This window comes from Agrobacterium sp. LMR679 (genome assembly GCF_027157905.1).
Taxonomy (GTDB): Bacteria; Pseudomonadota; Alphaproteobacteria; order Rhizobiales; family Rhizobiaceae; genus Agrobacterium; species Agrobacterium leguminum.
The window spans coordinates 2,023,423-2,048,157 of sequence record NZ_JAPVOJ010000001.1 but is presented as its reverse complement, the minus strand read 5'-3'; the positions used below and the strand labels follow the sequence as shown (position 1 = coordinate 2,048,157).

Annotated in this window: 17 protein-coding genes and 2 pseudogenes; 17 read left to right on the top strand and 2 right to left on the bottom strand. The window is 60.9% G+C overall.

The features are described 5' to 3' along the window. Positions 1-46: 46 nt before the first annotated feature. The 6 genes from O3W47_RS09495 (at position 47) to O3W47_RS09470 (ending at position 9,581) form a co-directional block, all read left to right on the top strand. Positions 47-1,948, top strand: coding sequence for a bifunctional sugar phosphate isomerase/epimerase/4-hydroxyphenylpyruvate dioxygenase family protein (locus O3W47_RS09495; RefSeq protein WP_269313725.1), 1,902 nt, complete (start codon positions 47-49; stop codon positions 1,946-1,948). A gap of 641 nt (positions 1,949-2,589) precedes the next feature. Then, entirely contained in the window at positions 2,590-4,410 is a 1,821-nt protein-coding gene (locus tag O3W47_RS09490; protein ID WP_269313547.1) for an ABC transporter ATP-binding protein, read from the top strand. Positions 4,411-4,451: 41 nt separating this feature from the next. Further along, positions 4,452-5,987, top strand: coding sequence for an ABC transporter substrate-binding protein (locus O3W47_RS09485; protein WP_269313546.1), 1,536 nt, complete (start codon positions 4,452-4,454; stop codon positions 5,985-5,987). A gap of 76 nt (positions 5,988-6,063) precedes the next feature. Next, complete coding sequence (locus tag O3W47_RS09480; protein ID WP_269313545.1) at positions 6,064-6,987, top strand: ABC transporter permease; 924 nt, start codon at positions 6,064-6,066, stop codon at positions 6,985-6,987. A gap of 6 nt (positions 6,988-6,993) precedes the next feature. Beyond that, positions 6,994-7,842: an ABC transporter permease gene (locus O3W47_RS09475; protein WP_269313544.1), complete on the top strand. Its 849-nt coding sequence runs from the start codon at positions 6,994-6,996 to the stop codon at positions 7,840-7,842. A gap of 5 nt (positions 7,843-7,847) precedes the next feature. Continuing rightward, positions 7,848-9,581 carry a M14 family metallopeptidase gene (locus O3W47_RS09470; RefSeq protein WP_269313543.1) on the top strand — a complete coding sequence of 578 codons (1,734 nt, stop codon included), beginning with the start codon at positions 7,848-7,850 and terminating at the stop codon, positions 9,579-9,581. A gap of 26 nt (positions 9,582-9,607) precedes the next feature. Here O3W47_RS09470 and O3W47_RS09465 read toward each other — a convergent pair whose 3' ends face one another. Further along, the gene (locus tag O3W47_RS09465; RefSeq protein ID WP_127758275.1) at positions 9,608-9,979 is read right to left on the bottom strand and encodes a hypothetical protein; all 372 of its coding nucleotides are present in this window, start codon (positions 9,977-9,979) and stop codon (positions 9,608-9,610) included. A 377-nt stretch (positions 9,980-10,356) separates the two neighbouring features. Between O3W47_RS09465 and O3W47_RS09460 the strand changes: the two genes are divergently transcribed. The 11 genes and pseudogenes from O3W47_RS09460 to O3W47_RS09410 all read left to right on the top strand — a co-directional run bounded on the left by O3W47_RS09460 (position 10,357) and on the right by O3W47_RS09410 (position 23,337). After that, complete coding sequence (locus O3W47_RS09460; RefSeq protein ID WP_065655351.1) at positions 10,357-11,529, top strand: ABC transporter substrate-binding protein; 1,173 nt, start codon at positions 10,357-10,359, stop codon at positions 11,527-11,529. A gap of 119 nt (positions 11,530-11,648) precedes the next feature. Further along, positions 11,649-12,512 carry a branched-chain amino acid ABC transporter permease gene (locus O3W47_RS09455; RefSeq protein ID WP_003519826.1) on the top strand — a complete coding sequence of 288 codons (864 nt, stop codon included), beginning with the start codon at positions 11,649-11,651 and terminating at the stop codon, positions 12,510-12,512. 1 nt (position 12,513) lies between these two features. Next, complete coding sequence (locus O3W47_RS09450; RefSeq protein WP_269313542.1) at positions 12,514-13,521, top strand: branched-chain amino acid ABC transporter permease; 1,008 nt, start codon at positions 12,514-12,516, stop codon at positions 13,519-13,521. Continuing rightward, positions 13,518-14,282: an ABC transporter ATP-binding protein gene (locus O3W47_RS09445; RefSeq protein ID WP_020809643.1), complete on the top strand. Its 765-nt coding sequence runs from the start codon at positions 13,518-13,520 to the stop codon at positions 14,280-14,282. Before O3W47_RS09450 ends, O3W47_RS09445 begins: the two co-directional genes overlap by 4 nt. Further along, positions 14,263-14,979 carry an ABC transporter ATP-binding protein gene (locus O3W47_RS09440; RefSeq protein WP_269313541.1) on the top strand — a complete coding sequence of 239 codons (717 nt, stop codon included), beginning with the start codon at positions 14,263-14,265 and terminating at the stop codon, positions 14,977-14,979. The genes O3W47_RS09445 and O3W47_RS09440 overlap by 20 nt, the downstream gene beginning before the upstream one ends. 273 nt (positions 14,980-15,252) lie before the next feature. After that, a complete protein-coding gene (locus O3W47_RS09435; RefSeq protein WP_269313540.1) occupies positions 15,253-16,068 on the top strand; it encodes a MurR/RpiR family transcriptional regulator in 816 nt (271 codons plus the stop codon). A 208-nt stretch (positions 16,069-16,276) separates the two neighbouring features. Continuing rightward, positions 16,277-18,193, top strand: coding sequence for a bifunctional 5-dehydro-2-deoxygluconokinase/5-dehydro-2-deoxyphosphogluconate aldolase (locus O3W47_RS09430; protein ID WP_269313539.1), 1,917 nt, complete (start codon positions 16,277-16,279; stop codon positions 18,191-18,193). Continuing rightward, positions 18,190-20,015: pseudogene (gene iolD / locus O3W47_RS09425) on the top strand (3D-(3,5/4)-trihydroxycyclohexane-1,2-dione acylhydrolase (decyclizing)). The gene O3W47_RS09430 and the pseudogene iolD overlap by 4 nt, the downstream one beginning before the upstream one ends. 1 nt (position 20,016) lies before the next feature. Continuing rightward, positions 20,017-20,925, top strand: coding sequence for a myo-inosose-2 dehydratase (gene iolE / locus O3W47_RS09420; RefSeq protein WP_269313538.1), 909 nt, complete (start codon positions 20,017-20,019; stop codon positions 20,923-20,925). 235 nt (positions 20,926-21,160) lie between these two features. Beyond that, positions 21,161-21,973: a 5-deoxy-glucuronate isomerase gene (iolB, locus tag O3W47_RS09415; protein WP_269313537.1), complete on the top strand. Its 813-nt coding sequence runs from the start codon at positions 21,161-21,163 to the stop codon at positions 21,971-21,973. Positions 21,974-22,210: 237 nt separating this feature from the next. Beyond that, positions 22,211-23,337 (top strand): annotated as a pseudogene (locus O3W47_RS09410) (Gfo/Idh/MocA family protein). A gap of 232 nt (positions 23,338-23,569) precedes the next feature. Here the strand turns inward: O3W47_RS09410 and O3W47_RS09405 are convergent. After that, positions 23,570-24,532 carry a 2-hydroxyacid dehydrogenase gene (locus O3W47_RS09405; RefSeq protein WP_269313536.1) on the bottom strand — a complete coding sequence of 321 codons (963 nt, stop codon included), beginning with the start codon at positions 24,530-24,532 and terminating at the stop codon, positions 23,570-23,572. Between the last annotated feature and the right edge of the window lie 203 nt (positions 24,533-24,735).

Here is a 24,735-nt window from a genome sequence, read left to right as displayed (position 1 = left end):
GGAAGGCAATATGGCGAGCTATGACACAATAAGACACGGCATGCCAATGCGCACATCCATTGCAACCGTATCGATCAGCGGCGAATTCCCCGAAAAGCTGGCGGCCATCGCCAAAGCGGGGTTTTCGGGCGTTGAGATTTTCGAAAACGATTTCCTGACCTACGACGCCTCCCCGCGCGAGGTGAAGGCCTTGGCCGCCGATCACGGGCTGGATATCACCCTTTTCCAGCCGTTCCGCGATTTCGAGGGCATGCCGGAGCCGCACCGGAGCCGCGCTTTTGAAAGGGCCGAGCGCAAGTTCGACATCATGGGCGAACTCGGCACCGACCTGATGCTGATCTGCTCGAATGTCTCGCCGGTCTCGCTCGGCGGCATCGACCGCGCCGCCGCCGATTTCCATCAGCTAGGCGAGCTTGCGGCAAAACATGGCGTGCGCGTCGGTTACGAGGCGCTTGCTTGGGGCCGCCATATCAGCGATCACCGCGATGCCTGGGAGGTGGTGCGCCGCGCCGATCACGCCAATGTCGGCATCATCCTCGATAGTTTCCACACGCTCTCGCGCAAGATCGACCCGAATTCGATCCGCTCCATTCCCGGCGACAAAATCTTCATCGTGCAGCTTGCCGATGCGCCGCTGATCGACATGGACCTGCTTTACTGGAGCCGCCACTTCCGCAACATGCCGGGCGAAGGCGATTTGCCGGTCGTGGATTTCATGCGCGCCGTGGCCGCAACCGGCTATAGTGGGCCGCTGTCGCTCGAAATCTTCAACGACCAGTTCCGCGGCGGCTCCGCCCGGCTGCTGGCCGAAGACGGCCATCGCTCGCTCATCAACCTGATGGACCAGGTGCGCCGTCTCGAACCCGACATCCGCATCGATGTGCCCGCCATGCCGGAACGGGTGGAGACGGAAGGGGTGGAATTCGTCGAATTCACCACCGCGCCGGAAGAAAAACCCAATCTGGAAGCCCTTCTCGCCACGCTCGGCTTTGAAAACACCGCCCGGCACCGCAACCGCGATGTCGATCTTTATACGCAGGGCGATATTCGCATCGTCATCAATACAAGCGATGGCGGCGACAGTTTCGCGGGAGCGTCCTATTCCATCCACGGCACCAATGCCTATGCCTTCGGGCTGAAGGTGGATAATGCTGGGGCGGCCCTTGCCCGAGCGGAAGCGCTCGGCGCGCCCACCTTCGCCGAGCCGCGCAAATCAGGCGAAGTCGCCGTTCCCGCCATTCAGGGCGTGGGCAACGGCGTCATCTATTTCCTCGACGGTTCACCGGAGCTTTCCTCCATCTGGGACAATGAATTCGTGCCGACGAAAGGCCGAACGCCGGAAGGCGATGCCGGCCTGAGGCGGATCGATCATCTTGCGCAAACAACGCATTACGATGAAATGCTGACCTGGCTTTTATTCTACACCTCGCTGTTTGCGACGCGGCGCACACCGATGGTCGATGTGGTCGATCCGGGCGGGCTGGTGCGCAGCCAGGCGATTGAAAGCGTGCCCTCGCCGCATTTCCGCCTGACCATGAACGGTGCGGACAATCGCAAGACTTTCGCCGGCAAATTTCTGGCCGAGGGCTTCGGCACCAGCATCCAGCACATCGCGTTTGCCACCGACGATATCTTCGCCACCGCAAAAGCCCTGCAGGCACGCGGTTTCCACGCCCTGCCGATCTCGCGCAATTATTACGACGATCTGGAAGCCCGTTTCGGGCTGGAGCCGGAGTTTTCCGATGCGCTCCGGGCCGCGAGCATTCTTTATGACCGCGACGACAATGGTGAATATTTCCAGATCTACAGCCGCACCTTCGGCGAGGGTTTCTTCTTCGAAATCATCGAAAGACGCGGAGCCTATGGCGGTTATGGCGCGATGAACGCGCCCTTCCGCATCGCCGCGCAACGGCGGCTTGCGCCGCCGGTCGGCATGCCGAAGGAATAACAGCCTGCATGAAACCGGTGACATTGAGCTAGGAGGGTGCTCCTTTCAGCCTGCCGCCAACCTTCCCCTTCCTCATCCCTGTGCTTGCCACAGGGATCCAGCCGATGCGCGTCTGCGCGGCGAGAAGAATCTTTTCAGCCCAAGGACTTGGGCTGACTGGATCTGTGACAAGCACGGAGATGAGGGAGGCGGGTGCAACGAACTTCTGCTCGCTGTTTAGTCCCCATCCCGGACGAACCCGCGCCGAATTAAAATGCACATTGCGCATTTGTAGAGCAGTACACAAAAATTGTTCAACACTCTGGACATGATTGTTCGGTTTTGTTAGCTTTTTCGGCAAAACAAGGGTGGGGAATTAGAGTTACATGCGCATCGTCGAATCTGCGGCTGACGCAAATCATCCGGCCGGTACCGATGAGGTTGCCTGCGGCGCTTCGGTGACATCGAATGTGCCGTGTCCGCGGGCGACGGCCAACGCGCATTTTGCCGACAAAGCGGCCTGAAGACATGCAGTTCTTCGCGACATTCCCGTCCTTGCCCATGGCGTCGCCCAGCACGCGCCTGCCCGAGACATTTTCCCCCTCCTCATTTTCACATGGCCGCGCCAGCTTTGCCGCGCAGGCCACGCCGGAGACGCTGACATGACTGCCGCACCCGCAAACGCCCTCCTCTCGGTCGAAGGCCTGAGCGTCGAGTTCGGCAACAGCCGCGTCGTGGACGATATCTCCTTCAGCGTCGAGCCCGGCCGCACGGTCGCGGTTGTCGGCGAATCCGGATCGGGAAAATCGGTCACCTCGCTTTCCACCATGCGCCTTGCCGACATGATGGGCGCGACCTACCCCACCGGCAAAATCCTGTTTGAAGGCAAGGACTTGCTGAAGGCATCTCAGAAAGAGATGCGCGCGATCCGCGGCAAGGAGATCGCCATGATCTTCCAGGAGCCGATGACCTCGCTCAACCCCGTCTTCACCATCGGCGACCAGATCTGCGAAGTGCTCGTGCTGCATGAAAAGATGGGCAAGCCGGCGGCACTGGCGGAAGCACAGAAGCTGCTCGAAATGGTGCGCCTGCCCGATGCGGCCGAGCTTCTGAAACGGTATCCGCACCAGCTTTCCGGCGGCATGCGCCAGCGCGTGATGATCGCCATGGCGCTCGCCTGCCGGCCGAAGCTTTTGATCGCCGACGAGCCGACGACGGCGCTGGATGTGACTATTCAGGCGCAGATCCTCAACATCATGCGCGATCTGCAGAAGAAGCTCGGCATGGGCATGGTCTTCATCACCCACGATATGGGCGTGGTGGCGGAAATGGCCGATGACGTGGTCGTCATGTGGAAGGGCAAGAAGGTCGAGGAAGGTCCTGTAAAGGACATCTTCGCCAACCCACAGCACCCTTACACGCGCGCCCTGCTTTCCGCCGTGCCGCGCCTCGGCAGCATGGAAGGCGAAGAGTTTCCCAAGCGCCTGCCGCTCACCGTGTTGCAGGATGGCCAGCCGGTCGTGATCGGCGAAGAGCGCGTGCAAAACACCGCGAAATATGACGCCAAGCCGCTTCTGTCGGTCAAGGACCTGTTCGTGCGCTTCGATATCCGCAAGAACCTGTTCGGCAAGGCGACGCACCGTTGCAGCGCCGTGCAGAAGGTGAGCTTCGATATTCACGCCGGCGAAACGCTGGCGCTGGTGGGCGAATCCGGGTCCGGCAAATCCACCATCGGCCGCACCATCCAGCAATTGCAGACGGCCGTGTCGGGCGAAATTGCCTTCAATGGTCGCAGCTATTCGCAGATGTCGGCGGCGGAACGCTTCCGCATGCGCCAGGAAGTGCAATATATCTTCCAGGACCCCTTCGCCTCGCTCGATCCGCGCAAGACGGTCGGCTTCTCGATTGCCGAGCCGATCAACACCCATGGTTTGATCAACGATCAGAAGGCCGTAAAGCGGCGCGTGGATGAATTGCTGGAGCGTGTGGGCCTCAGCTCCGAACATGCCGCGCGTTATCCGCACGAGTTTTCCGGCGGCCAGCGCCAGCGCGTCTGCATTGCCCGCGCGCTGGCTTCCGATCCCAAGCTCATCATCGCCGATGAGGCGCTCTCGGCGCTCGACGTCTCCATTCAGGCGCAGATCATCAATCTGTTCATGGATTTGCAGGCGGAGCGTGGCCTCGCTTATCTCTTCATCAGCCATGACATGGCTGTCGTGGAAAAGATGAGCCACCGCGTCGCCGTGCTTTATCTCGGCCAGATCATGGAAATGGGCAGCCGCCGGCAGGTGTTCGAAACGCCGACGCATGATTATACCCGCCGCCTGCTGTCGGCCGTGCCGGTTGCCGATCCGACCATCGAGCGCCGCATCGCCATGATCGAGGGAGAAATACCCAATCCCGTGCGCCGTGTCGGCGACGAGCCGGCCATTCTCGCCCATGAGGAAATCAATCCGGGCCACTTCATCGCGAAGAGCGCCTGAATAACAACCAGAACCGCAACCATCTGAAGAGGAACAGGTAGATGACAATGATAAAGAAGGGGATGACGACAACGTTCGTCGCGCTTGCCATGGCCGCCACGGCCTTGACCGCCGCACCGGCTTTCGCCGCCGGCAAGATGACCATTTCCAGCCCGCAGGACCCGGGTAGCTGGGATCCGATCGACACCTTCCTCGTGCAGTGGGCGGCTGTCGCCACCAACATCTTCGACGGCCTGACCTATCGCGGCCCGGACCTGAAGGTTGTGCCCGGCCTTGCCGAATCCTGGGAAGAGCTGGATGAGGGCAAGCGCATCCGCTTCAAGCTGCGCCAGAACGTCAAGTTCCACAATGGCGAACCCTTCAACGCCGCCGCCGTCAAGTTCACCTTCGAGCGCCTTCTTGGCGAACAGGGTGCCAAGGGCCCGCAGCGCTCCAACTATGTCGCCATCGAAAGTGTCGATGTCATCGACGACTACACCGTCGACATGAAGCTGAAAGCGCCGGATCCGGTGCTGCTGACCAAGCTTGCCGGTTATGGCGGCATGATCGTTCCGCCGAAATATATTCAGGAAAAGGGCGAGGATAATTTCAACCTCAACCCCGTCGGCACCGGCGCGTTCAAATTCGTTTCCTACGCACCGAAGACCAATATCAAGCTCGAAGCCAACCCGGATTACTGGGGCGGTGCGCCAAAACTCTCCGAGCTTGAATATCGCTTCATCGCCGAGCCGGCGACCGCCGTTGCCGAATTGCAGGCCGGCCGCGTCGATCTCGTCATTCCGCCGACCATTCCGATTGGTATGATCCCGGTTATCCAAGGCGATTCCAAGCTTGAGATCGTCAGCGTGCCCGGCCCGACGGTCGATGCGCTGCGCTTCAACACCCGTGACGGCATCACCGCCGATCCGAAGGTGCGCAAGGCGATCATCATGGCCGTCGACCGCGGCACCATCGTCAAGTCGATCCTTGCCGGCCAGGCATCCGAAATCGCAAGCTTCCAGAGCGCGCTGTCCTTCGGTTACGACCCGGAACTGAAGCCGCTGCCTTACGATCCGGAAGGTGCGAAAAAGCTGCTCGCGGAAGCGGGTGTCAAGCCGGGTGCGGCGCTGCAGATCGATATCCGCGGCAATGACGCGACGATGAACGAGGTGGCGCAGGTCATTTCCAGCTACCTCTCCATGGTCGGCATCACCGCCACCATCAAGCCCTATGAAACCAACGTGCTGCTGAACGACATCATCCCGCAGGGTAAGACCGGCGCGATGTTCCAGCAGAAATGGGGCGGCTGGACCTTCGATTACGACAACACGGCCTATTCCATGTATCACTCGGGTGAAAAGTGGAACCCTTACGACAAGGACGAGAAGCTGGACAAGCTGCTGGAATCCCAGCGTCCGCTGACCGACCGTGCCGAGCGCGAAAAAATCCTCAAGGAAATCGGCAGCTATACCGCCGACCGCGCGCTGGAAATTCCGCTTTACAACACCAATGCCATTTACGGCATCAACAAGCGGGTCAAGGGTTTCATCGCACCGCCGGATAACCGCCTGAAGCTGACCGACGTGACCGTCGAATAATCAGGCTGTTTTCTGATCAACACACCTTGCCCGCCGCAATGCGGGCAAGGTCGGGTCTCTCTTCAAGGTAAAAAACGTGGTCGGTTTCCTCATCAAGCGATTGCTGCAGGCGATTTTTGTCGTCATCGCCATCACCCTTCTCGTTTCTTTCGCCATTCGCCTCACCGGTGATCCGGCTGTCACCATGTTCCAGGGCGGCGGCAGCATGACGGAAGACGATCTGGCGCGCATTCGCGCAGCACTCGGCACCGACCGGCCGTTCTTCGTGCAATATTTCAGTTTCCTGAAGGGCCTCGTGACGCTCGATTTCGGCCGCAGCTTCACCGGCAGCACGCCGGTCTCGCGCCTCATCGCCGATGCCCTGCCCGCCACGCTGCTCTTGGCCTTCATCTCCATGGCAGTGTCGATTGCGCTTTCCATCCCGCTCGGCATCAAGGCGGCGACCTCGCGCGGCAAGGCGGCCGATCAGGTGATCCGCATCTTTTCGCTCGTCGGCCTGTCCTTCCCGAATTTCTGGCTGGCCACGATGCTGGTGCTCCTATTCTCCATCACGCTCGGCTGGCTGCCGCCAAGCGGCATGGGCGGTTTTGCCAGCTACATCATGCCCGCCGTGACGATGGGCGTCATCCTCACCGCCACCAATGTCCGCCTTGTCCGAACGGCCATGCTCGATACGCTGCGCTCGCAATATGTCATGGTGGCGCGTGCCAAGGGTCTCAGCGAAAACAAGGTTCTCTACAAACACGCGCTGCGCAACTGCGCCATTCCGCTCATCACCTATTTCGGCCTGCAATTCGGTGGGCTGCTCGGCGGTATCGTCGTCATCGAACGTGTCTTCAACTGGCCGGGCCTCGGCACGCTGGCTTTCGATGCGGTCGGCGCGCGCGATTATCCCGTGCTTCAGGCCGTCATCACCGTGCTGTCGCTGATGATCGTCGGCATCAACCTTCTGGTCGATATCGCCTATGGGCTTGTCGATCCGCGCATCCGCACGGAGTAAGTGACGATGGCTGCCAAAACCTCGCGTCTCGCGCGCTTCACTAATCTCGAATTCGTCCTCGGCGCGTTCCTCACGACAGTCATCTGCCTTGCCGTCGTCTTTTCCGATGTGCTGTTTCCGGGCGGTGCGGACAAGATCGACCTGATGGCCCGCCTTGCCAAGCCCTTCGCCAATGCCGCCCATCCGCTCGGCACCGATCCGCTCGGCCGTGACGTGCTCGCCCGTGTCGTCGCCGGCGGCAAGATTTCGCTGCTGGTCGGTTTCACATCCGTTATCGGCGCGGTCATCTTCGGCGTCGCGGTCGGTCTGGTCGCCGGTTATTATCGCGGTGTCTCAGATATGCTGGTCATGCGCTTTGCCGATATCCAGCTCGCCATGCCCTTCATTCTCTTGGCCATCACCTTCATCGCCATTGTCGGCGGCAGCCTCACCAACACCATCATCCTTCTGATCATATCGCAATGGGTGCAATATGCCCGCCTCGTGCGCGGCTCGGTGCTGACGCTTCGGGAGCGGGAATTCATCCTTTCCGCCCGCGCCATCGGCGTGAAGGACTGGCGCATCATTCTCCAGCACCTGCTGCCGAACCTCATCGGCCCGGTCATCGTGCTGATGACGCTGAATGTCGCCAACAACATCCTCTTGGAAAGCAGCCTCACCTTCCTCGGCCTCGGTGTCGATCCGACCATCCCGAGCTGGGGCGGCATGCTGGCGGATGGCCGCACCTATCTGCAGACCGCATGGTGGGTCAGCGTTTTCCCCGGCCTTGCCATCCTGCTGACTGTGCTTGGCCTCAACCTTCTCGGCGACTGGCTGCGCGACAGCCTTGACCCAACAGGCAGAACCTCGAGGTAATCCAGATGAGCCAGATTTTCGACCAGACTTTCGAACGCACGCTGGATGCGCTTCTCGCCAATGCCGAGCCCGGCCAGTCTTTCGAGGCATGGAGCTTCGACGACGCCAAAAGCCGCCGCGAAGCCGAAAACCGGCTGAAGAAAAGAGGCGTCAGCGCCCGCATCCGCAGCGCCTATAAACCGCTTCTCTTCACCTTTCTGGAAGAGATCAATCTTGATGGCGTCGACATCATCGAGGTGCGTTACCCGGTGCACGCCAACGCGCCCGCCAATCGTTTCCGGCTGGAAGCCTATCCGTTGGCGGCTCTGGTGGGCGATGCGAAGATCGACTTCGTCGCCCGCGACGACAACGCCTTCCACTATGACGTTACGTTGAGCCGCAACGGCAGGCAGGAAACCCTGAAGGTTTTGGCTCCAAACCGGGTTCATACCGATATCGTCGGCGAAACCAATGTCTCTCCCACCGGCTGGTTCCGGCTTGCGGGCGATGCTGTGGGTGAGCGGTTGGAGACGGATTACGAACGGCTTTTCGAAGCGGCGATCCATGCCGTCGCCAACCACGGCTGGGGCGATGAAGAGCCCTATTTCGAGGAACTGAACATCCGTGTCGCGCATCCGGCCGAAGATCTGCCGCTTTCCCTTGGCGATGAGGTCGTCAGCCTGCGCGAGGCGCTGCATGAGGATTTCTATTTCTCGCTCCTGGAGTTCTTCCAGAAGAAGTCCGGCCGGCCGCTGGGCGACCGGGGCCTGAAACCCGGCCAGATCGTACCGGAAATCGTGAAAAGTGAAGGCGAAGTCTCCGTCCGCATCGAGGCCCGCACGCTCACCACCGCCTTTCTCGATGGCCGTGAACAGCCGATCGATACGGCCAGCGAACCGGTTGCGGCAGGCCAGCTCGCGAAACTGCTTGAAGAAATCGGCGGCGAGGCCTTCGAGGCCCGCTCCCGTTCCGGCCGTATTCTTGCCGCCCGTTATGTCGCCGGCAGCGATGCCGCAGTGATGATCAGCGGCGGCCAGCACCCCAATGAGACCACAGGCATCGTCGGCGCCATCCGCGCCGCCCGCAAACTCGCAGAACGCAAGGGCGCGCATTTCACCATTTCGCCGCTGGAAAATCCTGACGGCTACGCCCTGCATCAACGGCTGAGAGCCGACAATCCGCGCCACATGCATCACGCGGCGCGTTACACCGCGCTCGGCGACGATCTCGAATATCGCACGCGGGAAAATTCGGGCGTCCATCTTAATGAGAAGGCTATCCGTTTCAGGGCGCAGGAGATGAGCGGCGCCAGCCTGCATGTGAACCTGCACGGTTATCCATCCCACGAATGGACCCGGCCGCTTTCCGGTTATGTACCGCGCAATTTTGCCATGTGGACGCTGCCGAAGGGTTTCTTCCTCATCATCCGCCACCATGCGGACTGGGAAAGGCAGGCCGAAGCCCTGCTCGACCGGGTAACCCGCCATCTCGGCGCCATTCCCGGCCTGCTCGATTACAACAACCGACAGATCGCTCTTTATGAAATCCACGCCGGCGAAACTGGTTTCCGCATCATCAACGGTTTCCCGTGCCTGTCCTCAGTCGACGACCGCCACACCGTGCCGATGACGCTGATCACCGAATATCCCGACGAGACAATCTACGGTAACGATTTCATCACCGGCCACACCGCGCAGATGGAAACGGTTCTCTCCGCCTATGATGCCTGGCAGGAGATTCTCGTCGGGGAAGTGGCCTGATATTGCGGCCGCCCTCGATGGGCGGCCTATTTTCCCGCCGTGCCAGCGAGTTTTTGGTCCCGCTGCTTCTGCAAAAGCCTCTTGCCCTTGCTCAGAATATGGAGATTAGCGGCATCAAGCTTGTTGTACCCCGCCTGAATAATATCCAGATCGGCAACGTGACCGATTGCTGCCAGTTCATGCATCACGTCGCCAATAGCGACATCGACACTCGGCTTTTGCAGGTTGACCACATCCTCCACCGCAGCGTGCATGCCTTGCGCGTCTCCGCCCATGACGCGATACAGCGCCAGCGCCTTGCGAAGAAATGCTTCGCGGCGCTCGATCTTATTGTTGAGTATACTTTCGCCAACGCGATCTCGCATCAACTCAACAACTCTATTTTGATATTCGCCCATCAGACACCAAATAAAGTTCACAATATGCTTCGCGAGGCTACAAACAATCCCCTTAGAACTGGTTAAGGCACGAGGCTTGCGCGGGTATGACCGTCATTTTCGAAACATGTCACAAAAGCTGGTTTTCATGAGGAAGCATTTCGATACCACGTGCCGCGAAAACGCCGGTCGTGATGGCTGCGGCGGCGCTATACATTGAGAATCACGGGATGATCACTATTGAGCGATCTCGCATAAGACAAACCCGGTGAGATGGGTATTGATAACCGTCAGGTTATTTATCACCCCCCTTATTTCATTTTACTTTGGCCACCGCACTCATCAATCTGGCAGTCTGGATCGGTGGATGGGAGCCACGGATCAATTGGGAGGAAATCATGAAATTACGGATCACCGCCGCCATCGCGGCCATCTGCTTCAGTACTGCCGCTTATGCCGATACAATCAAAGTAGGCGTGGTCGGTCCGTTCTCCGGCCCCTTCGCGCTGCAGGGCAAGAACTTCAAGGCCGGCATTGACGCCTGGTTCGCGCTTCACGGCAACAAGGTCGGCGACGATACGGTAGAAGTCGTCTATCGCGATGTGCCGCAGGCCGATCCGGCGCAGTCCAAGGCGCTGGCGCAGGAGCTGGTGGTGAAGGAAGGCGTGCAATATCTCGCCGGCTTCTATTTCACCCCTGATGCCATGGCCGTCACGCCTTTGCTGAAGCAGGGCAATGTGCCGATGGTCATCATGAATGCCGCCACTTCGGCCATCGTGACCAAGAGCCCTTATGTGGTGCGCACCTCGTTCACCACCTGGCAAACCTCCACCCCCATCGCCAAGGTGGCCTTTGATGGCGGCGTGAAGAAGGTCATTTCGCTGGTCAGCGATTACGGCCCGGGCGTCGATGCCGAGAACGCCTTCAAGGCGGCCTTTACCGCCGCCGGCGGCGAGGTTGTCGAAAGCATTCGCATGCCGCTTTCCACCAATGATTTCAGCCCGATCATGCAGCGCGTGAAGGATTCCGGCGCGCAAGGCGTTTTCGCCTTCCTGCCGTCGGGCCCGACCACGCTCGGTTTCGTCAAGGCCTTCAACGATAACGGCCTGAAATCCGCAGGCGTCAAGCTCTTCGCGCCGGGCGATCTGACGCAGGAATCCGACCTGCCGGCGCTTGGCGAAGCCGCACTCGGCATGCAGACGACCTTCCATTACGCCGTCTCGCATGATTCGCCTGAGAACAAGACCTTCGTGGAAGCCGCCGCCAAGGCCATCGGCAATCCGAAGGAGCTCTCCTTCCCTTCCGTCGGCGCCTTTGACGGCATGTATGTCATCAGCAAGATGATCGAGGCCACCGGCGGCAAACAGGATGCGGAAAAGGCGGTGGACGCGGTGAAGGGTCTTTCCTGGACAAGCCCGCGCGGCCCTGTCAGCATCGATCCGGAAAGCCGCCACATTACGCAGAACATCTATCTGCGCGAAGTGGCCAAGGGCGATGACGGCAATTATTACAACAAGGAAGTCCAGACCTTCGAAAAACAGGGCGATCCGGGCCTCGCCGCCGCGAAATAACCGGCGACACGGGCCTCGCCGCCACAAAATAACGGCGGCTCGTAAAGACGTTCCGGGTCGCCCGTCGCGGCCCGGTTCCGGCCCGGATGGGTATTGCAGCACCGGGAGGAGTTTTCAGCATGCAGACGGTCTTCAGCATCCTTGTCGATGCGCTTGCCTATGGCATGGTCCTGTTCATCATCTCCATCGGCCTTTCAGTGACGATGGGGCTGATGCGGGTGGTCAATCTGGCGCATGGCGCCTTCGCCATGATCGGGGGTTATCTCGCCTCCTATGCCGCCCACGGCCTTGGCCTCGGTTACGCCGTGGCGATCCTCGTCGCCATTGTCGGCACCATCGTCATCGCCATTCCGCTTGAGCGTTTTCTCTATCGCCGCATCTATGGCGCACCCGAACTGACGCAGGTGCTGATGACCATCGGCATCACCTTCTGCATCATCGGTATCGCCAATTTCGTCTTCGGCCCAACGCTGAAGACCATTCCCTTGCCGCAGCAGCTGGCCGGCCCCACCGATCTCGGCTTCCGCACCATCGCCACCCACCGCATCTTCGCCATTGCCTGCGGTCTGGCTGTTGCCGGCGCACTGTGGTTCACCTTCGAAAAGACCGCCTTCGGCATCAAGCTGCGCGCGGCGGTGGACAATGCCGCAATGGCGGCCGCACTCGGGGTTCGCACCGAGGTCATCTATGCCGTCAGCTTCGCCATCGCCGTCGGCCTTGCCGCCATGGGCGGCGTCATCGGCGCGGAACTGCTGCCGGTCGAACCCTATTATGCGCTGCGCTACATGGTTACCTTCCTCGTGGTAGTCTCGGTCGGCGGCGCGGGCTCCATTCCCGGCGCGCTGATCGCCTGCCTGCTGCTCGGCGCAATCGATACGACCGGGCGGTATCTCGCCCCCGAATATGGCGAATTCTTCTTTTACCTGGCGGTCATCGTGATCATCACGCTGTTCCCGCGCGGCCTTCTCGGAAGGGCGAAATGAGATGGCGGTGCTCATGAACGACGTGACTGAAACGGCAGAGATCCCGAAGGCGCGCTCGCCGCTGCGCACGCTTGCGGGGCCGCTCCTCATCCTTATCGCCGCTGTTGCCGGTTATTACCTGTTTCCGGATAATCTGGCGCTTCTGACCCGCATCATTGCCATTGCGCTGCTCGTGCTGTCGATCGATCTCGTTACCGGCTATTGCGGCGTCGCCACGCTTGGCCATGCCGCGCTCTTCGGTGCTGGCGCCTATGCCGCCGGCATCGCCGCCGCCCATTTCGAGATTACCGATCCGCTGCTGATGACCGTGATCGGCGCGGCTGCGGGCGGCGTGGCCGGGCTGGTCTCCGGCACGGTTCTCTTGCGCGCCCACGGCCTGCCGCAGCTCGTTCTTTCCATCGCCGTCATCCACCTGTTCCATGAGGCGGCCAACAAGGCATCGGGCTGGACGGGCGGCAGCGACGGTCTTGCCGGCGTTTCCCCGGACGCGTTGTTCGGCACCTTCGAATTCGATCTTTTCGGCCGCACCGCCTATATTTACGGCGTCTGTCTGCTGCTCGTCGTCTTCCTCGCCCTCAGGGTCGTGGTCAACTCACCCTTCGGCATGTTGTGCCGCGGCGTCAAGCAGGACAGCATCCGCATTCAGGCCATGGGCGGCGCCGTCAACGGCACGATTTTGAAGATGTTCGTCATATCGGGCATCGTCGCCGGCATTGGCGGTGCGCTCAACGCCATATCCACCCAGGTCGTCGGCCTCGACAGCCTCAGCTTCACGCTTTCGGCCGAAGCGCTGGTCATGCTGGTGCTCGGCGGCGCGGGTTCGCTTTACGGTGCGTTGATCGGCACCGTCACCTTCATGTGGTTCGAAGATGTCGTTTCGGCCGCCAATCCGTTCCACTGGCTCACCATTGTCGGCCTGCTGCTGATTGCCGTCGTGCTTTTTGCGCCGCGCGGGCTTTATGGCGCGGGTGAACAGATCATCGCGCGCATCCGTGGAGGTCGCAAATGAGCGCCATTTTCGAAGTCTCCGGCCTCAAGAAGAATTTCGGCGGCCTCGTCGTCACCAACAATGTCTCGCTGTCGCTTTCGCCGGGAGACCGCACGGTGCTGATCGGCCCCAATGGCGCCGGCAAGACCACCTTCGTCAATCTCGTCACCGGCAATATCAAGCCCTCGGCCGGCACGGTGCGCATCGCCGGCGAGGATGTGACCGGCCTCAGCGCCAGCCAGCGGGTGAAGCGCGGCCTCGTCCGCTCCTTCCAGGTTACCCGGCTGTTTCAGGACATGACGCCGGAGGAGCATGTGGCGCTTGCCATTCTCCAGCGCGAAGGCAAAACGGGCCGGATTTTCGGCCGTTACCGCGCCATGCCTGCGGTGATGAGCGAAGCCCGCGACATTCTCGGCACGCTTGGCCTCCTCGCACTTGCCGAAACAAAGGTGCGCGAAATCGCCTATGGCCAGCAGCGGCTGATCGAGATCGCGCTTGCCATGGCGCTTCGCCCGAAAATCCTGCTGCTCGACGAACCGGCCGCCGGTGTGCCTTCCACGGAAACCGCGCGCATCGAACAGGCGCTCGACCGACTGCCGGCCGATCTCGCGATCCTGATGATCGAGCACGACATGGATCTGGTCTTCCGTTTCGCCAAACGTGTGGTGGTGCTCGCCGCAGGCGCCGTCATCTTCGATGGTTCGCCGGAAGACGTCACCAGCAATGCGGAAGTCCGCCAAGCCTATCTGGGAAGTTACGCCGATGCCCGCAGCGCCGCTTGAAATCGTCAACCTCACCGCCGGTTATGGCCCCACCCGCGTCATCGAGGGCCTGTCGCTTTCCGTGCCGTCGGGCTCGCGTTTCGCCGTGCTCGGCCGCAACGGCGTCGGCAAGACCAGCCTCTTCGCCACGCTGGCCGGCCAGACGAAACGCTTTGCCGGCGATATTCGCATCGGTGGGCAGGACATCGCCGCTTTGCCGAGTGCCACCCGCGCCAAAGCCGGCCTCGGCTACGTGCCGCAGACCCGCGATGTGTTTCCCACCCTCACCGTCGAGGAGAACCTGTTCGTCGGCCTCAAGACCCGGCCGAAATCGGCCATCGAGGAAGCCTACACGCTGTTTCCGCGCCTCAAAGAGCGCCGCCGCAATCTCGGCTCGCAACTCTCCGGCGGCGAACAGCAGATGCTCTCCACCGCCCGCACGATTCTCGGCCAGCCGCGGGTGCTGCTTCTCGACGAACCGCTCGAAGGCCTTGCCCCCGTCATCTGCGAGGAACTGATGGCCGCCTTCTCCAAACTGGCGCAATCGGGCGAAATGACCATTCTCCTCGTCGAACAGCGCATCCAGATGGCCATCGACTTCGCCGACCACGCCATCATCATGGAACGCGGCCGCATCGTCTGGGAAGGACCGTCGAGCGATCTTGCGGAAAACCCGGATATTATCGATACGCATCTTGGGGTTGGCGGGTTGCACTGAGCCAACACATCGCCGTTGCGCGTTCATATATATAATCTCGTCATACCGGCCTTGAGCCGGTATCCAGCCACCCCAAGTCCTTGGGGTGAAAAGACTCTTCGCGCCGCGCGGATGCGCGCCTACAGGATTCTGGCTAAAGGCCGGCATGACGGAGGGTGACCGATCACACAAAGCCCCCGCCGTCTCATTTGCCCTTCCTAAAAAAACCCAATGGAATAAAAATTCCACTGCAGTTAAAGTGCACACGATTTCAGTCTGCACAAAGGAACGACAATGACGGCAATCGAGGCGCCAGAATCCGTAAAGGCTTTTGATGAGCGGCTGCTCCAGGTCGCGGAGGGTTTGCCGAAACGATTGCGGCAATGCGCCGATTATGTCGCCTCCAATCAGGATCGCATCGCCGTTTCCACCGTCGCCGAAATGGCGGAAGGGGCGGGCGTACAGCCTTCTGCCTTCATGCGTTTCTGCCAGATCATGGGCTTTTCCGGCTTTTCGGAAATGCAGCGGCTGTTCCGTGATTCCTATGTCGGCGGCTGGCCGGATTATGCCACGCGGCTCGACCATCTGCGTGAGAAGGGCGATGAAAGCGCATCCGGCCTGCTTGCCGAATTCGTGGAGGCCGGCCGTTCTTCGCTGGAAATGCTGCTGAAATCGGTCGATACCCGCCAGCTTGACGAGGCGGTTTCGGCGCTGGCGAAGGCGCGCACCGTGCATATCATCGGTCTGCGGCGCTCTTTCCCCATCGCCAGCTATCTCGCTTACGCCTTCGAGAAAATGAAGGTCCCGGCGGTTCTGCACAGTGCGGTCGGCGGGCTCGGCAATATTAGCGCCATTTCCCGTGACGACGCGCTGATCGCTATCACCTTTTCTCCCTATTCCACTGAGACGCTGGAGCTGGCGGAAAACGCCCGCGCCAACGGTATTCCGGTCGTGGCGCTCTCCGATTCCGCCGTCAATCCGCTCCGGAAATCCGGCGCGACGCTGCTGACCGTCACCGAGATCGATTTCGGCGCATTTCGCTCGCTTTCCGCCACGCTCTGTCTGGCTATTACCCTCGCAGTGGCTGTGGGAACTCGCAAAACAGCCTGAATATTTTTATTGAAAACGGAAAAAATAGAATTTATGATCCAAATCCATGAAACGGGCATTCCATAATCGTCCGTCTCGTGACGAACGAAAATGAGCGGAGGAGGCTCATCGGAGCGGGATGGCGAAAGATGCGGGCGATCGTCGCCTGAATGCCGCTCCAGACATGTGAGGCAGACCGTACCGAGGTGCGGTGCTAAGGAGGAACCTTTTGAAAAAACTTGATCTCATCACGATCGGGCGCTCGTCTGTCGACCTGTATGGTTCGCAGGTCGGCGGCCGTCTGGAGGACATGGCCTCCTTTGCCAAATATATCGGCGGCTCTCCCACCAATATCGCAGCCGGCGCTGCACGCCTTGGGCTCAACAGCGCCGTCATCACCCGTGTCGGTGACGAGCATATGGGCCGCTTCATCCGCGAGCAGCTGGTGCGCGAAGGCGTTGACGTGCGCGGCGTTAAAACCGATCCGGAGCGGCTGACCGCACTGGTGCTGCTCGGCATTCGCGACCAGAACCAGTTCCCGCTGATTTTCTATCGCGAAAACTGCGCCGACATGGCGCTCAGCGAAGACGACATCGATCCCGCCTTCATTGCCGAGGCGGGCTGCATCTGCGCCACCGGCACGCATCTGTCGCATCCGAAGACGGAAGCGGCGGTGCTGAAGGCACTGAAACTCGCCCGCGAAAATGGCGCAAAGACCGCGCTCGATATCGATTACCGCCCCAATCTCTGGGGTGTGGCCGGCCATGGCGATGGCGAGAGCCGTTTCGTCGAATCGCAGAAGGTCACCGCCAAGCTGCAATCCACCCTGCATCTCTTCGACCTGATCGTCGGCACTGAAGAGGAATTCCACATTGCCGGCGGCTCCACCGATACGCTGACCGCGCTGAACGCCGTGCGCAAGGTTTCGAACGCGACGCTGGTGTGCAAGCGCGGCCCGATGGGTGCTTCGGTTTTCGCCGGCGATATTCCTGCCAGCCTCGATGATGGCGAGACTGGCGAGGGTTTCCCGATCGAGGTCTTCAACGTTCTCGGTGCCGGCGATGGCTTCATGGCCGGGCTGTTTCGCGGCTGGCTGCGCGGCGAAGACTGGCCGACGACGCTGAAATACGCCAATGCCTGCGGCGCCTTCGCCGTCTCCCGCCATGGCTGCACGCCCGCCTATCCGAGCTGGGAAGAGCTGCAATATTTCTTCAAGGCCGGCATTCGCAACAAGGCGCTGCGCAAGGACGAGGCGCTGGAGCAGGTGCACTGGTCCACCAACCGCAAGGGCGACTGGGACACGATGCGCGTCTTCGCCTTTGACCACCGCATGCAGCTGGAGGCCATCGCCGACGAGCTTGGCGTCAAGCACGAGCAGATCGGCGCTTTCAAGAAACTCTGCCTTCAGGCCGCACAGCAGGTTGCCGGCGACAGGCCGGGTTACGGCATTCTCTGCGATGGCCGTCTCGGCCGTGACGCCCTGTTTGCCGCCAGCGGCTCGGGCCTGTGGATCGGCCGCCCGGTGGAATGGCCAGGTTCGCGCCCGCTGACGCTGGAGCCCGATCTCGGCAAGGATTTCGGCGGTCTTTCCGAATGGCCGCTTGAAAATGTCGTCAAGGTTCTGTGTTTTTATCATCCCGACGATACGGATGAGATGCGCGCCACGCAGGAAGAGACCGTCATGCGTCTGTTCCAGGCGACACGCCGCAACCGGCTGGAAATGCTGCTGGAGGTCATTCCCTCCAAGGTCGGCCCAACCGACGATTTGACCGCCGCCCGCATCATCGAGCGCTTTTACGAGATCGGGGTCTATCCCGACTGGTGGAAGCTGGAGCCGATGAAGACCCGTGCTGCGTGGAAAAACGCCTGCGACGCGGTGCATCGCAACGATCCTTACGTGCGGGGCATCGTCGTTCTCGGTCTCGATGCACCGCAAAGCGAGTTGGAAGAGAGCTTCCGCCTTGCCGCCGGTTTCGATCTGGTCAAAGGTTTCGCCGTTGGCCGCACGATTTTCGCGGATGCCGCCCGCAGCTGGCTCGGTGGCAAGATGACCGATGAGGAAGCGGTCAGGGATATGGCGCAGCGCTATACCAGCCTGTGCCGCATTTGGGATGAGGCGCGCGCCAAAAAGGGAGAGGCAGCGTGAAGACAATCAGATTGACGGCTGCGCAGGCCATGGTTCGTTACCTGGCAGCGCAGATGAATGAACATGGCGAAACCTATATCGCCGGCATGTGGGCCATTTTCGGCCATGGCAATGTCGCCGGCATCGGCGAGGCGCTTTATGGCATCCGCGACGAACTGCCGACCTATCGCGGCCAGAACGAGCAATCCATGGCCCATGCGGCCATTGCCTATTCGAAGCAGCTGCGTCGCCGCCGCGCCATGGCGGTCACCTCCTCCATCGGCCCGGGTGCGGCAAACATGGTGACGGCGGCGGCGCTCGCGCATGTCAACCGCCTGCCGGTTCTGCTGATCCCCGGCGATGTCTTCGCCAATCGCGGCCCGGACCCGGTGCTGCAGCAGCTGGAAGATTTCGGCGATGGCACCATGACGGTGAATGACTGCTTCCGCCCGGTCAGCCGTTATTTCGACCGCATCATGCGGCCGGAACAATTGCTGACAGCGCTCCCCGCGCCATGCGCACCATGACGGACCCGGCCGATTGCGGCCCCGTCACGCTCGCCTTCTGCCAGGACGTGCAGGCGGAAGCCTATGATTACCCCGAGAGTTTCTTCGAAAAGCGGGTCTGGCGCCAGCGTCGTCCTGAGCCGGACGTGGTAGAATTCGAAGAGGCGGTCGCTGCGCTCAAGGCAGCGAAGAACCCTGTTATCGTCGCCGGCGGCGGCGTGCATTTTGCCGGTGCGACCGAGACGCTGAAGCGCTTTGCCGAAACCCACTCCATTCCCGTCGTCGAAACGCAGGCCGGTAAATCGGCGCTTGCATGGGATCACGATCTGAATTTCGGCCCCGTCGGCGTCACCGGTGCTGAAAGCGCCAATATCGTCAGCGAAAAAGCCGATCTCGTCTTCGGCGTCGGCACCCGTTTTCAGGATTTCACCACCGGCTCCTGGGCACTGTTCAAGAACCCCAACCGCAAGATCCTGGCACTCAACGTCCAGCCCTATGACAGCGCCAAGCACGATGCGATCAGCCTGACAGCGGATGCGAAGATCGGGCTTGAGAAATTGTCGGCCGCCCTCGGCAGCCACCGTTTTGCCGCGCCGGATGCCGGTCTCAAGGCTGCATGGTTCGAAAAGGCCGATGCCGATACGGCGGCACCGGGCGAGGACAATGCCAACAGCCTGCCGACAGACATGCAGGTCATCGGCGCGGTGCAGCGCCAGTCGCGCGACAATACCGTCGTCATGTGCGCCGCAGGCACCATGCCGGGTGAGCTTCACCAGCTGTGGAAATCCAGGCTGCCGCTCTCCTATCACATGGAATACGGCTTCTCCTGCATGGGTTATGAAGTCGCCGGCGGCCTCGGCATCAAGATGGCGGAACCGGACCGCGACGTGATCGTCATGGTCGGCGACGGCTCCTACATGATGATGAATTCCGAGCTTGCGACCTCGGTTGCCATGGGCGTGAAGATCACGCTCGTCATCACCGACAACAGGGGCTACGGCTGCATCAACCGCCTGCAGATGGAAACCGGCGGCGCGGAGTTCAACAACCTCTACGCCCACACCAACGTCAACCCCATCGCCATCGATTTCGTGGCCCATGCCGGCTCGATGGGTGCGGATTCGCGCAAGGTTTCCACCATAACCGAGCTGGAAGAGGCGCTTGCGGCCGCCCGCGCCTCCAGCCGCACCACCGTCATCGTCATCGATACCGATCCTTACCCGACGCCGCAGGCCGGCGGTCACTGGTGGGATGTCGCGGTGCCTGAAGTATCCGACCGCGCCGAAATCGGCCCGGCCCGCGCCCGTTATGAAAACCATGTCAAGGAAAGACAGTAAGATGATCCGTTACGGTACCAACCCGATTGCCTGGTCCAACGACGACGACCGCACGCTGGGCGCGCATATCAGCCTCGAACAATGCCTCGATGAAACCGCCAAGATCGGTTTCGACGGCATCGAGAAAGGCCACAAGTTCCCGACGGAGCCGGAAGGCCTGAAGGGCGTGCTTTCGCCGCGCGGCCTCTCCTTCGTCTCCGGCTGGCATTCGCTGAACCTTCTGACCGATGACATCGAATCCGAAAAGAAGGCGATGCAGCCGGCGCTTGATCTCTTGAAGGCCATGGGCTCGAAGGTCATCATCGTCTGCGAAACCTCCAACGCCATCCATGGCGATGACACCAAGGCGCTGGTTGACCGTCCGCGCCTTGCGGCCGAGGACTGGGCGAAATTCGGTGCGGGTGTCGAAGCGCTGGCCGCCTTTGCCGCAGAACAGGGTATCACCCTCGTTTATCACCACCACATGGGAACGGTGGTCGAGAGCGAAGAGGAAATCGATCTCCTTATGAAGCATACCGGTCCGAAGACGCATCTGCTGCTCGATACCGGCCATTGCCTGTTCGGCGGCGGCGATCCCGTGCGCGTCGCGCAGAAATATATGGGCCGTGTCGGCCACATCCATGCCAAGAACGTGCGCCCCGTCATTGCCGATCAGGTTCGCAATGACCGGCTTTCCTTCCTCGAAGGCGTCCGCCGTGGTGTGTTCACCGTGCCGGGCGACAGCGAAGGCGGCGTGAATTTCCCACCGGTTCTGAAGGTGGCGGCCGAGCATGGTTACAGCGGCTGGCTGGTGATCGAGGCGGAACAGGACCCGGATGTGCGCAACCCGTTCGAATATCAGAGCCTCGGGCTGAAATCGCTGAAGGCTTTTGCGCGCGAGGCAGGGCTGGATAAGGCCGAGGCTGCTTGAGCTGAGCGGGGGCATTCGTCCATACGTCCTAGAATCGTATGTTCCGGTGCAACCCCTCCTACCTCATTCCTGTGCTTGTCACAGGAACCCAGCCGACGCGCGTCGGCGCGGCGGGAAGACTCGTCTCAGCCCAAGGACTTGGGCTGGCTGGATCCCTGTGACAAGCACAGGGATGAGGGAAACGCGGGAATAGCCGCCCGATAAATTGAACGACTGACCAAAAAGGAACACCACCATGACCTCACTTCTGCGCAAGCCGGTCGCGACAAGCGGCAAGGTGCACGATATCACGCCCCAAAGCGCGGATTGGGGTTATGTCGGTTTCGGCCTCTACCGCCTGAAGCCGGGCGAGACGGCGACGGAAAATACCGGCGATACGGAAGTCATCCTCGTGCTGGTGGAAGGCAAGGCGACGATCTTCGCGGGGGATAAGGACTTCGGTGAACTCGGCGACCGCATGAATGTGTTCGAGCGCAAGCCGCCGCATTGCGTCTACGTGCCCGCCGGCTCCGAATGGTCGCTGACCGCCACGACCGATTGCACCGTCGGCGTCTGCACCGCACCCGGCGAAAAAGGCAGCCGCGAGGCGCAGCAGATCGGCCCGAACGGCGTGCAGCTGACCGAGCGTGGCAAGGGCGCCAATACACGTTACATCTTCCCCATCGCCATGGAAGAGCGCGATGTGGCCGACAGCCTGCTGGTGACGGAAGTCTTCACGCCGTCGGGCAACTGGTCGTCCTATCCGCCACATCGGCATGACGAGGATAACTACCCCGACATGACCTATCTGGAAGAGACCTATTATCATCGCCTCAACCCGGCGCAGGGTTTCGGCTTCCAGCGCGTGTTTACCGAAGACGGATCGCTCGATGAGACCATGGCGGTTTCGGACGGCGATGTCGTGCTGGTGCCCAAGGGCCACCACCCCTGCGGCGCGCCCTACGGTTATGAGATGTATTATCTGAACGTGATGGCCGGGCCGATGCGCAAATGGCGCTTCAAGAACCACCCGGATCACGACTGGATTTTCAAGCGGGATAATCCGTAAGCAGTTCAGGCAAACACCGCCGCCGCCTCATCCCTGTGCTCGTCACAGGGATCCAGCCAGCCCAAGTCCTTGGGCTGAAAGGAGTCTTTCCGTCACGCGAAAGCCGCGTCGGCTGGTTTCCTGTGACAGGCACAGGAATGGGGGAGCGCGCGAAGATACGTCTTGAGACTGTCTTGGCACACAACAAACGCAATTAACGAATTGAATTAATTCAAATAATCTCGGGAGGAGAATAGCATGGCCGCTCTTGGCGTGGGCCTTATCGGCACCGGTTACATGGGCAAATGCCACGCGCTGGCGTGGAATAACGTCACGAGCGTCTTCGGCGATGTGGAACGCCCCCGCCTCGTGACGCTCGCGGAAGTAAACCCCGAGCTTGCCGCGAAGAAAGCGGCGGAGTTCGGTTTTGCCCACTCGACGGGCAACTGGCGCGACCTGCTGTCCAATCCCGAGATCGATGTCATCTCGGTCACCACACCCAACGCCTTCCACCCGGAAATGGCCATTGCCGCCCTTGAGGCCGGCAAGCATGTCTGGTGCGAAAAGCCGATGGCACCCGCCTTTGCCGACGCGGTGAAGATGCGCGATGCCGCCCGCCGTTCCGGCAAGGCCGCGGCGATGGGCTACAATTACATCCAGAACCCCGTCATCCGCCACATCCGCCGCCTGATCGACGAAGGCGCGATTGGTAACGTCTATCACGTTCGCGCCGAAATGGACGAGGACTTCATGGCCGATGCCACTCAGCCCTTCTACTGGAAGAGCGAGGCGTCTTCCGGTTACGGCGCGCTGGATGATTTCGCCGTGCACCCGTTGTCACTGCTCTACGCCCTGTTCGGCCATGCGGAAAGCGCCATCACGGACATGGTGAAACCTTACGAGACCCGCCCACTTGCCGGCGGCGGCGAGCGCGCGGTCGAGACGCACGATCTTGCCAGCGTTCTCTTAAAGCTCGAAGGCGGCATTTCCGCCGTGCTCATCGCCAACCGCTCCGCCTGGGGCCGCAAGGGCCGCATTGCCATCCAGATTTATGGCTCCACGGGCTCGATCCTGTTCGATCAGGAGCGGATGAACGAGTTCCAGCTTTACACCACGGATGGACGCCCGGAAGAGCAGGGTTTCAGAACCATCCTCACCGCGCCGCACCACAAGCCCTATGACCGCTTCATCCCCGCCCCGGGCCACGGCCTAGGCTTCAACGACCTGAAGGTGATCGAATGCCGCGAACTGATCGCGGCAATCGAGGGAAAAAGGCCCATATCGTCGATTTCGAGGAAGGCCTGAAGATCGAGCGCAGCATCCACGCCATGGCCCGGTCATTTGCCGAAGGGCGTTGGGTGGGAAGCTCGGAGATTGCGGAATAGGGACGCGCATGAGGTGAGCGCAAAGCTTAACCTCTTTCGTCATGCTCGGGCCTGTCCCGAGCATCTGCAACATCTTGATTTTATTCGACGTGATTAGATCCTCGGCACAAGGCCGAGGATGACGACGAGAGAATGTGCACCCTTTACTACCGACTTCAAGGGGACTGCAGCCTGTCTGGAAATTTAAACCGGACAGCAGTGAGGCAAGCCCGAGGATGAGGCTGGAAAAGGATTACCCCTTGACCGGCGTCTCCGGAACCGGCGTCAGCACCTTGCCGTCCCTGAACCAGCCGAGAATATTGTCGGCCACCAGATCGGCCATGGCGTTGCGCGTCGGAACCGAGGCGGAGGCGACATGCGGCAGCAGGGAGACGTTCGGCAGCGACAGGAAGGCTTCCGGCACCTTCGGCTCGGCATAGAACACATCGAGACCGGCAGCACCCAGGGCGCCGCTCTTGAGCGTCTCAAGCAACGCATCCTCATCGACGCTGGAGCCGCGGCCGACATTGATGAACACACCGTCAGGTCCAAGCGCCGTCAGGATTTCGGCATTGATCGCCTTGTGCGTTTCCGGCGTGCCCGGCACGATGCAGATCAGGATATCGACCGCTTCCGCCATCTCCTTCAGCGAGCCGTAATAGGTGTAAGGGAGGCCATCCCGCTTGCTGCGGGTGTGGTATCCAATCTCCACCTTGAAAGGCTCCAGCCGCTTGGCGATTTCCTGGCCGATTCGGCCCATGCCAAAGAGACCGACCTTGCGGCCGCGCAGCGAAAACGGCGAGAGCGCGAACGGGCCTTCGCCAACCCATTTGCCGTCACGCAGCCAGGTCTCGGCCTGATAAAGACGGCGCACGGTGTTGATCAAAAGCGCAATCGTCGTATCCGCCACCTCGTCGTTCAGTACATCGGGCGTATTGGTCACCACGATGTTGCGCGTGGCGGCATGTTTGGCATCGACGCCATCATAACCCACGCCGAAATTGGCGATGATCTCGAGCTTCGGCAGCGCATCGATCCATTTGGCGTTGACGACGCCGGAAACGGCGATGGCATTGACGCGCTCCGCCGCGCCCGCCGGCAGAACCGGCTCGGCACCGGCAGGCACAGTCACGATCTCGACCTTGCCTTCGAGGCGTTCGAGAACGCGCGGGTTTATCTTGCCGGGAACGAGAACAACGGCCTTTTTGTCAGACATGAGCGGATATTCCTCCTGATAACATTCCAATAGCCGGAGCGGGTTTCAGGCGAACCTTTCGCCATCCCACTCCTCTGGGCGGCGATCTTTTCAAACAACGGCGGCCGTGAAAAGGGCAATAAGGGGATGCTATGGGGGCAGACGGAAGTTTCATGCCGATTTTTTGTGGCGCCCCTCACCGTCATGCCGGACTTGATCCGGCA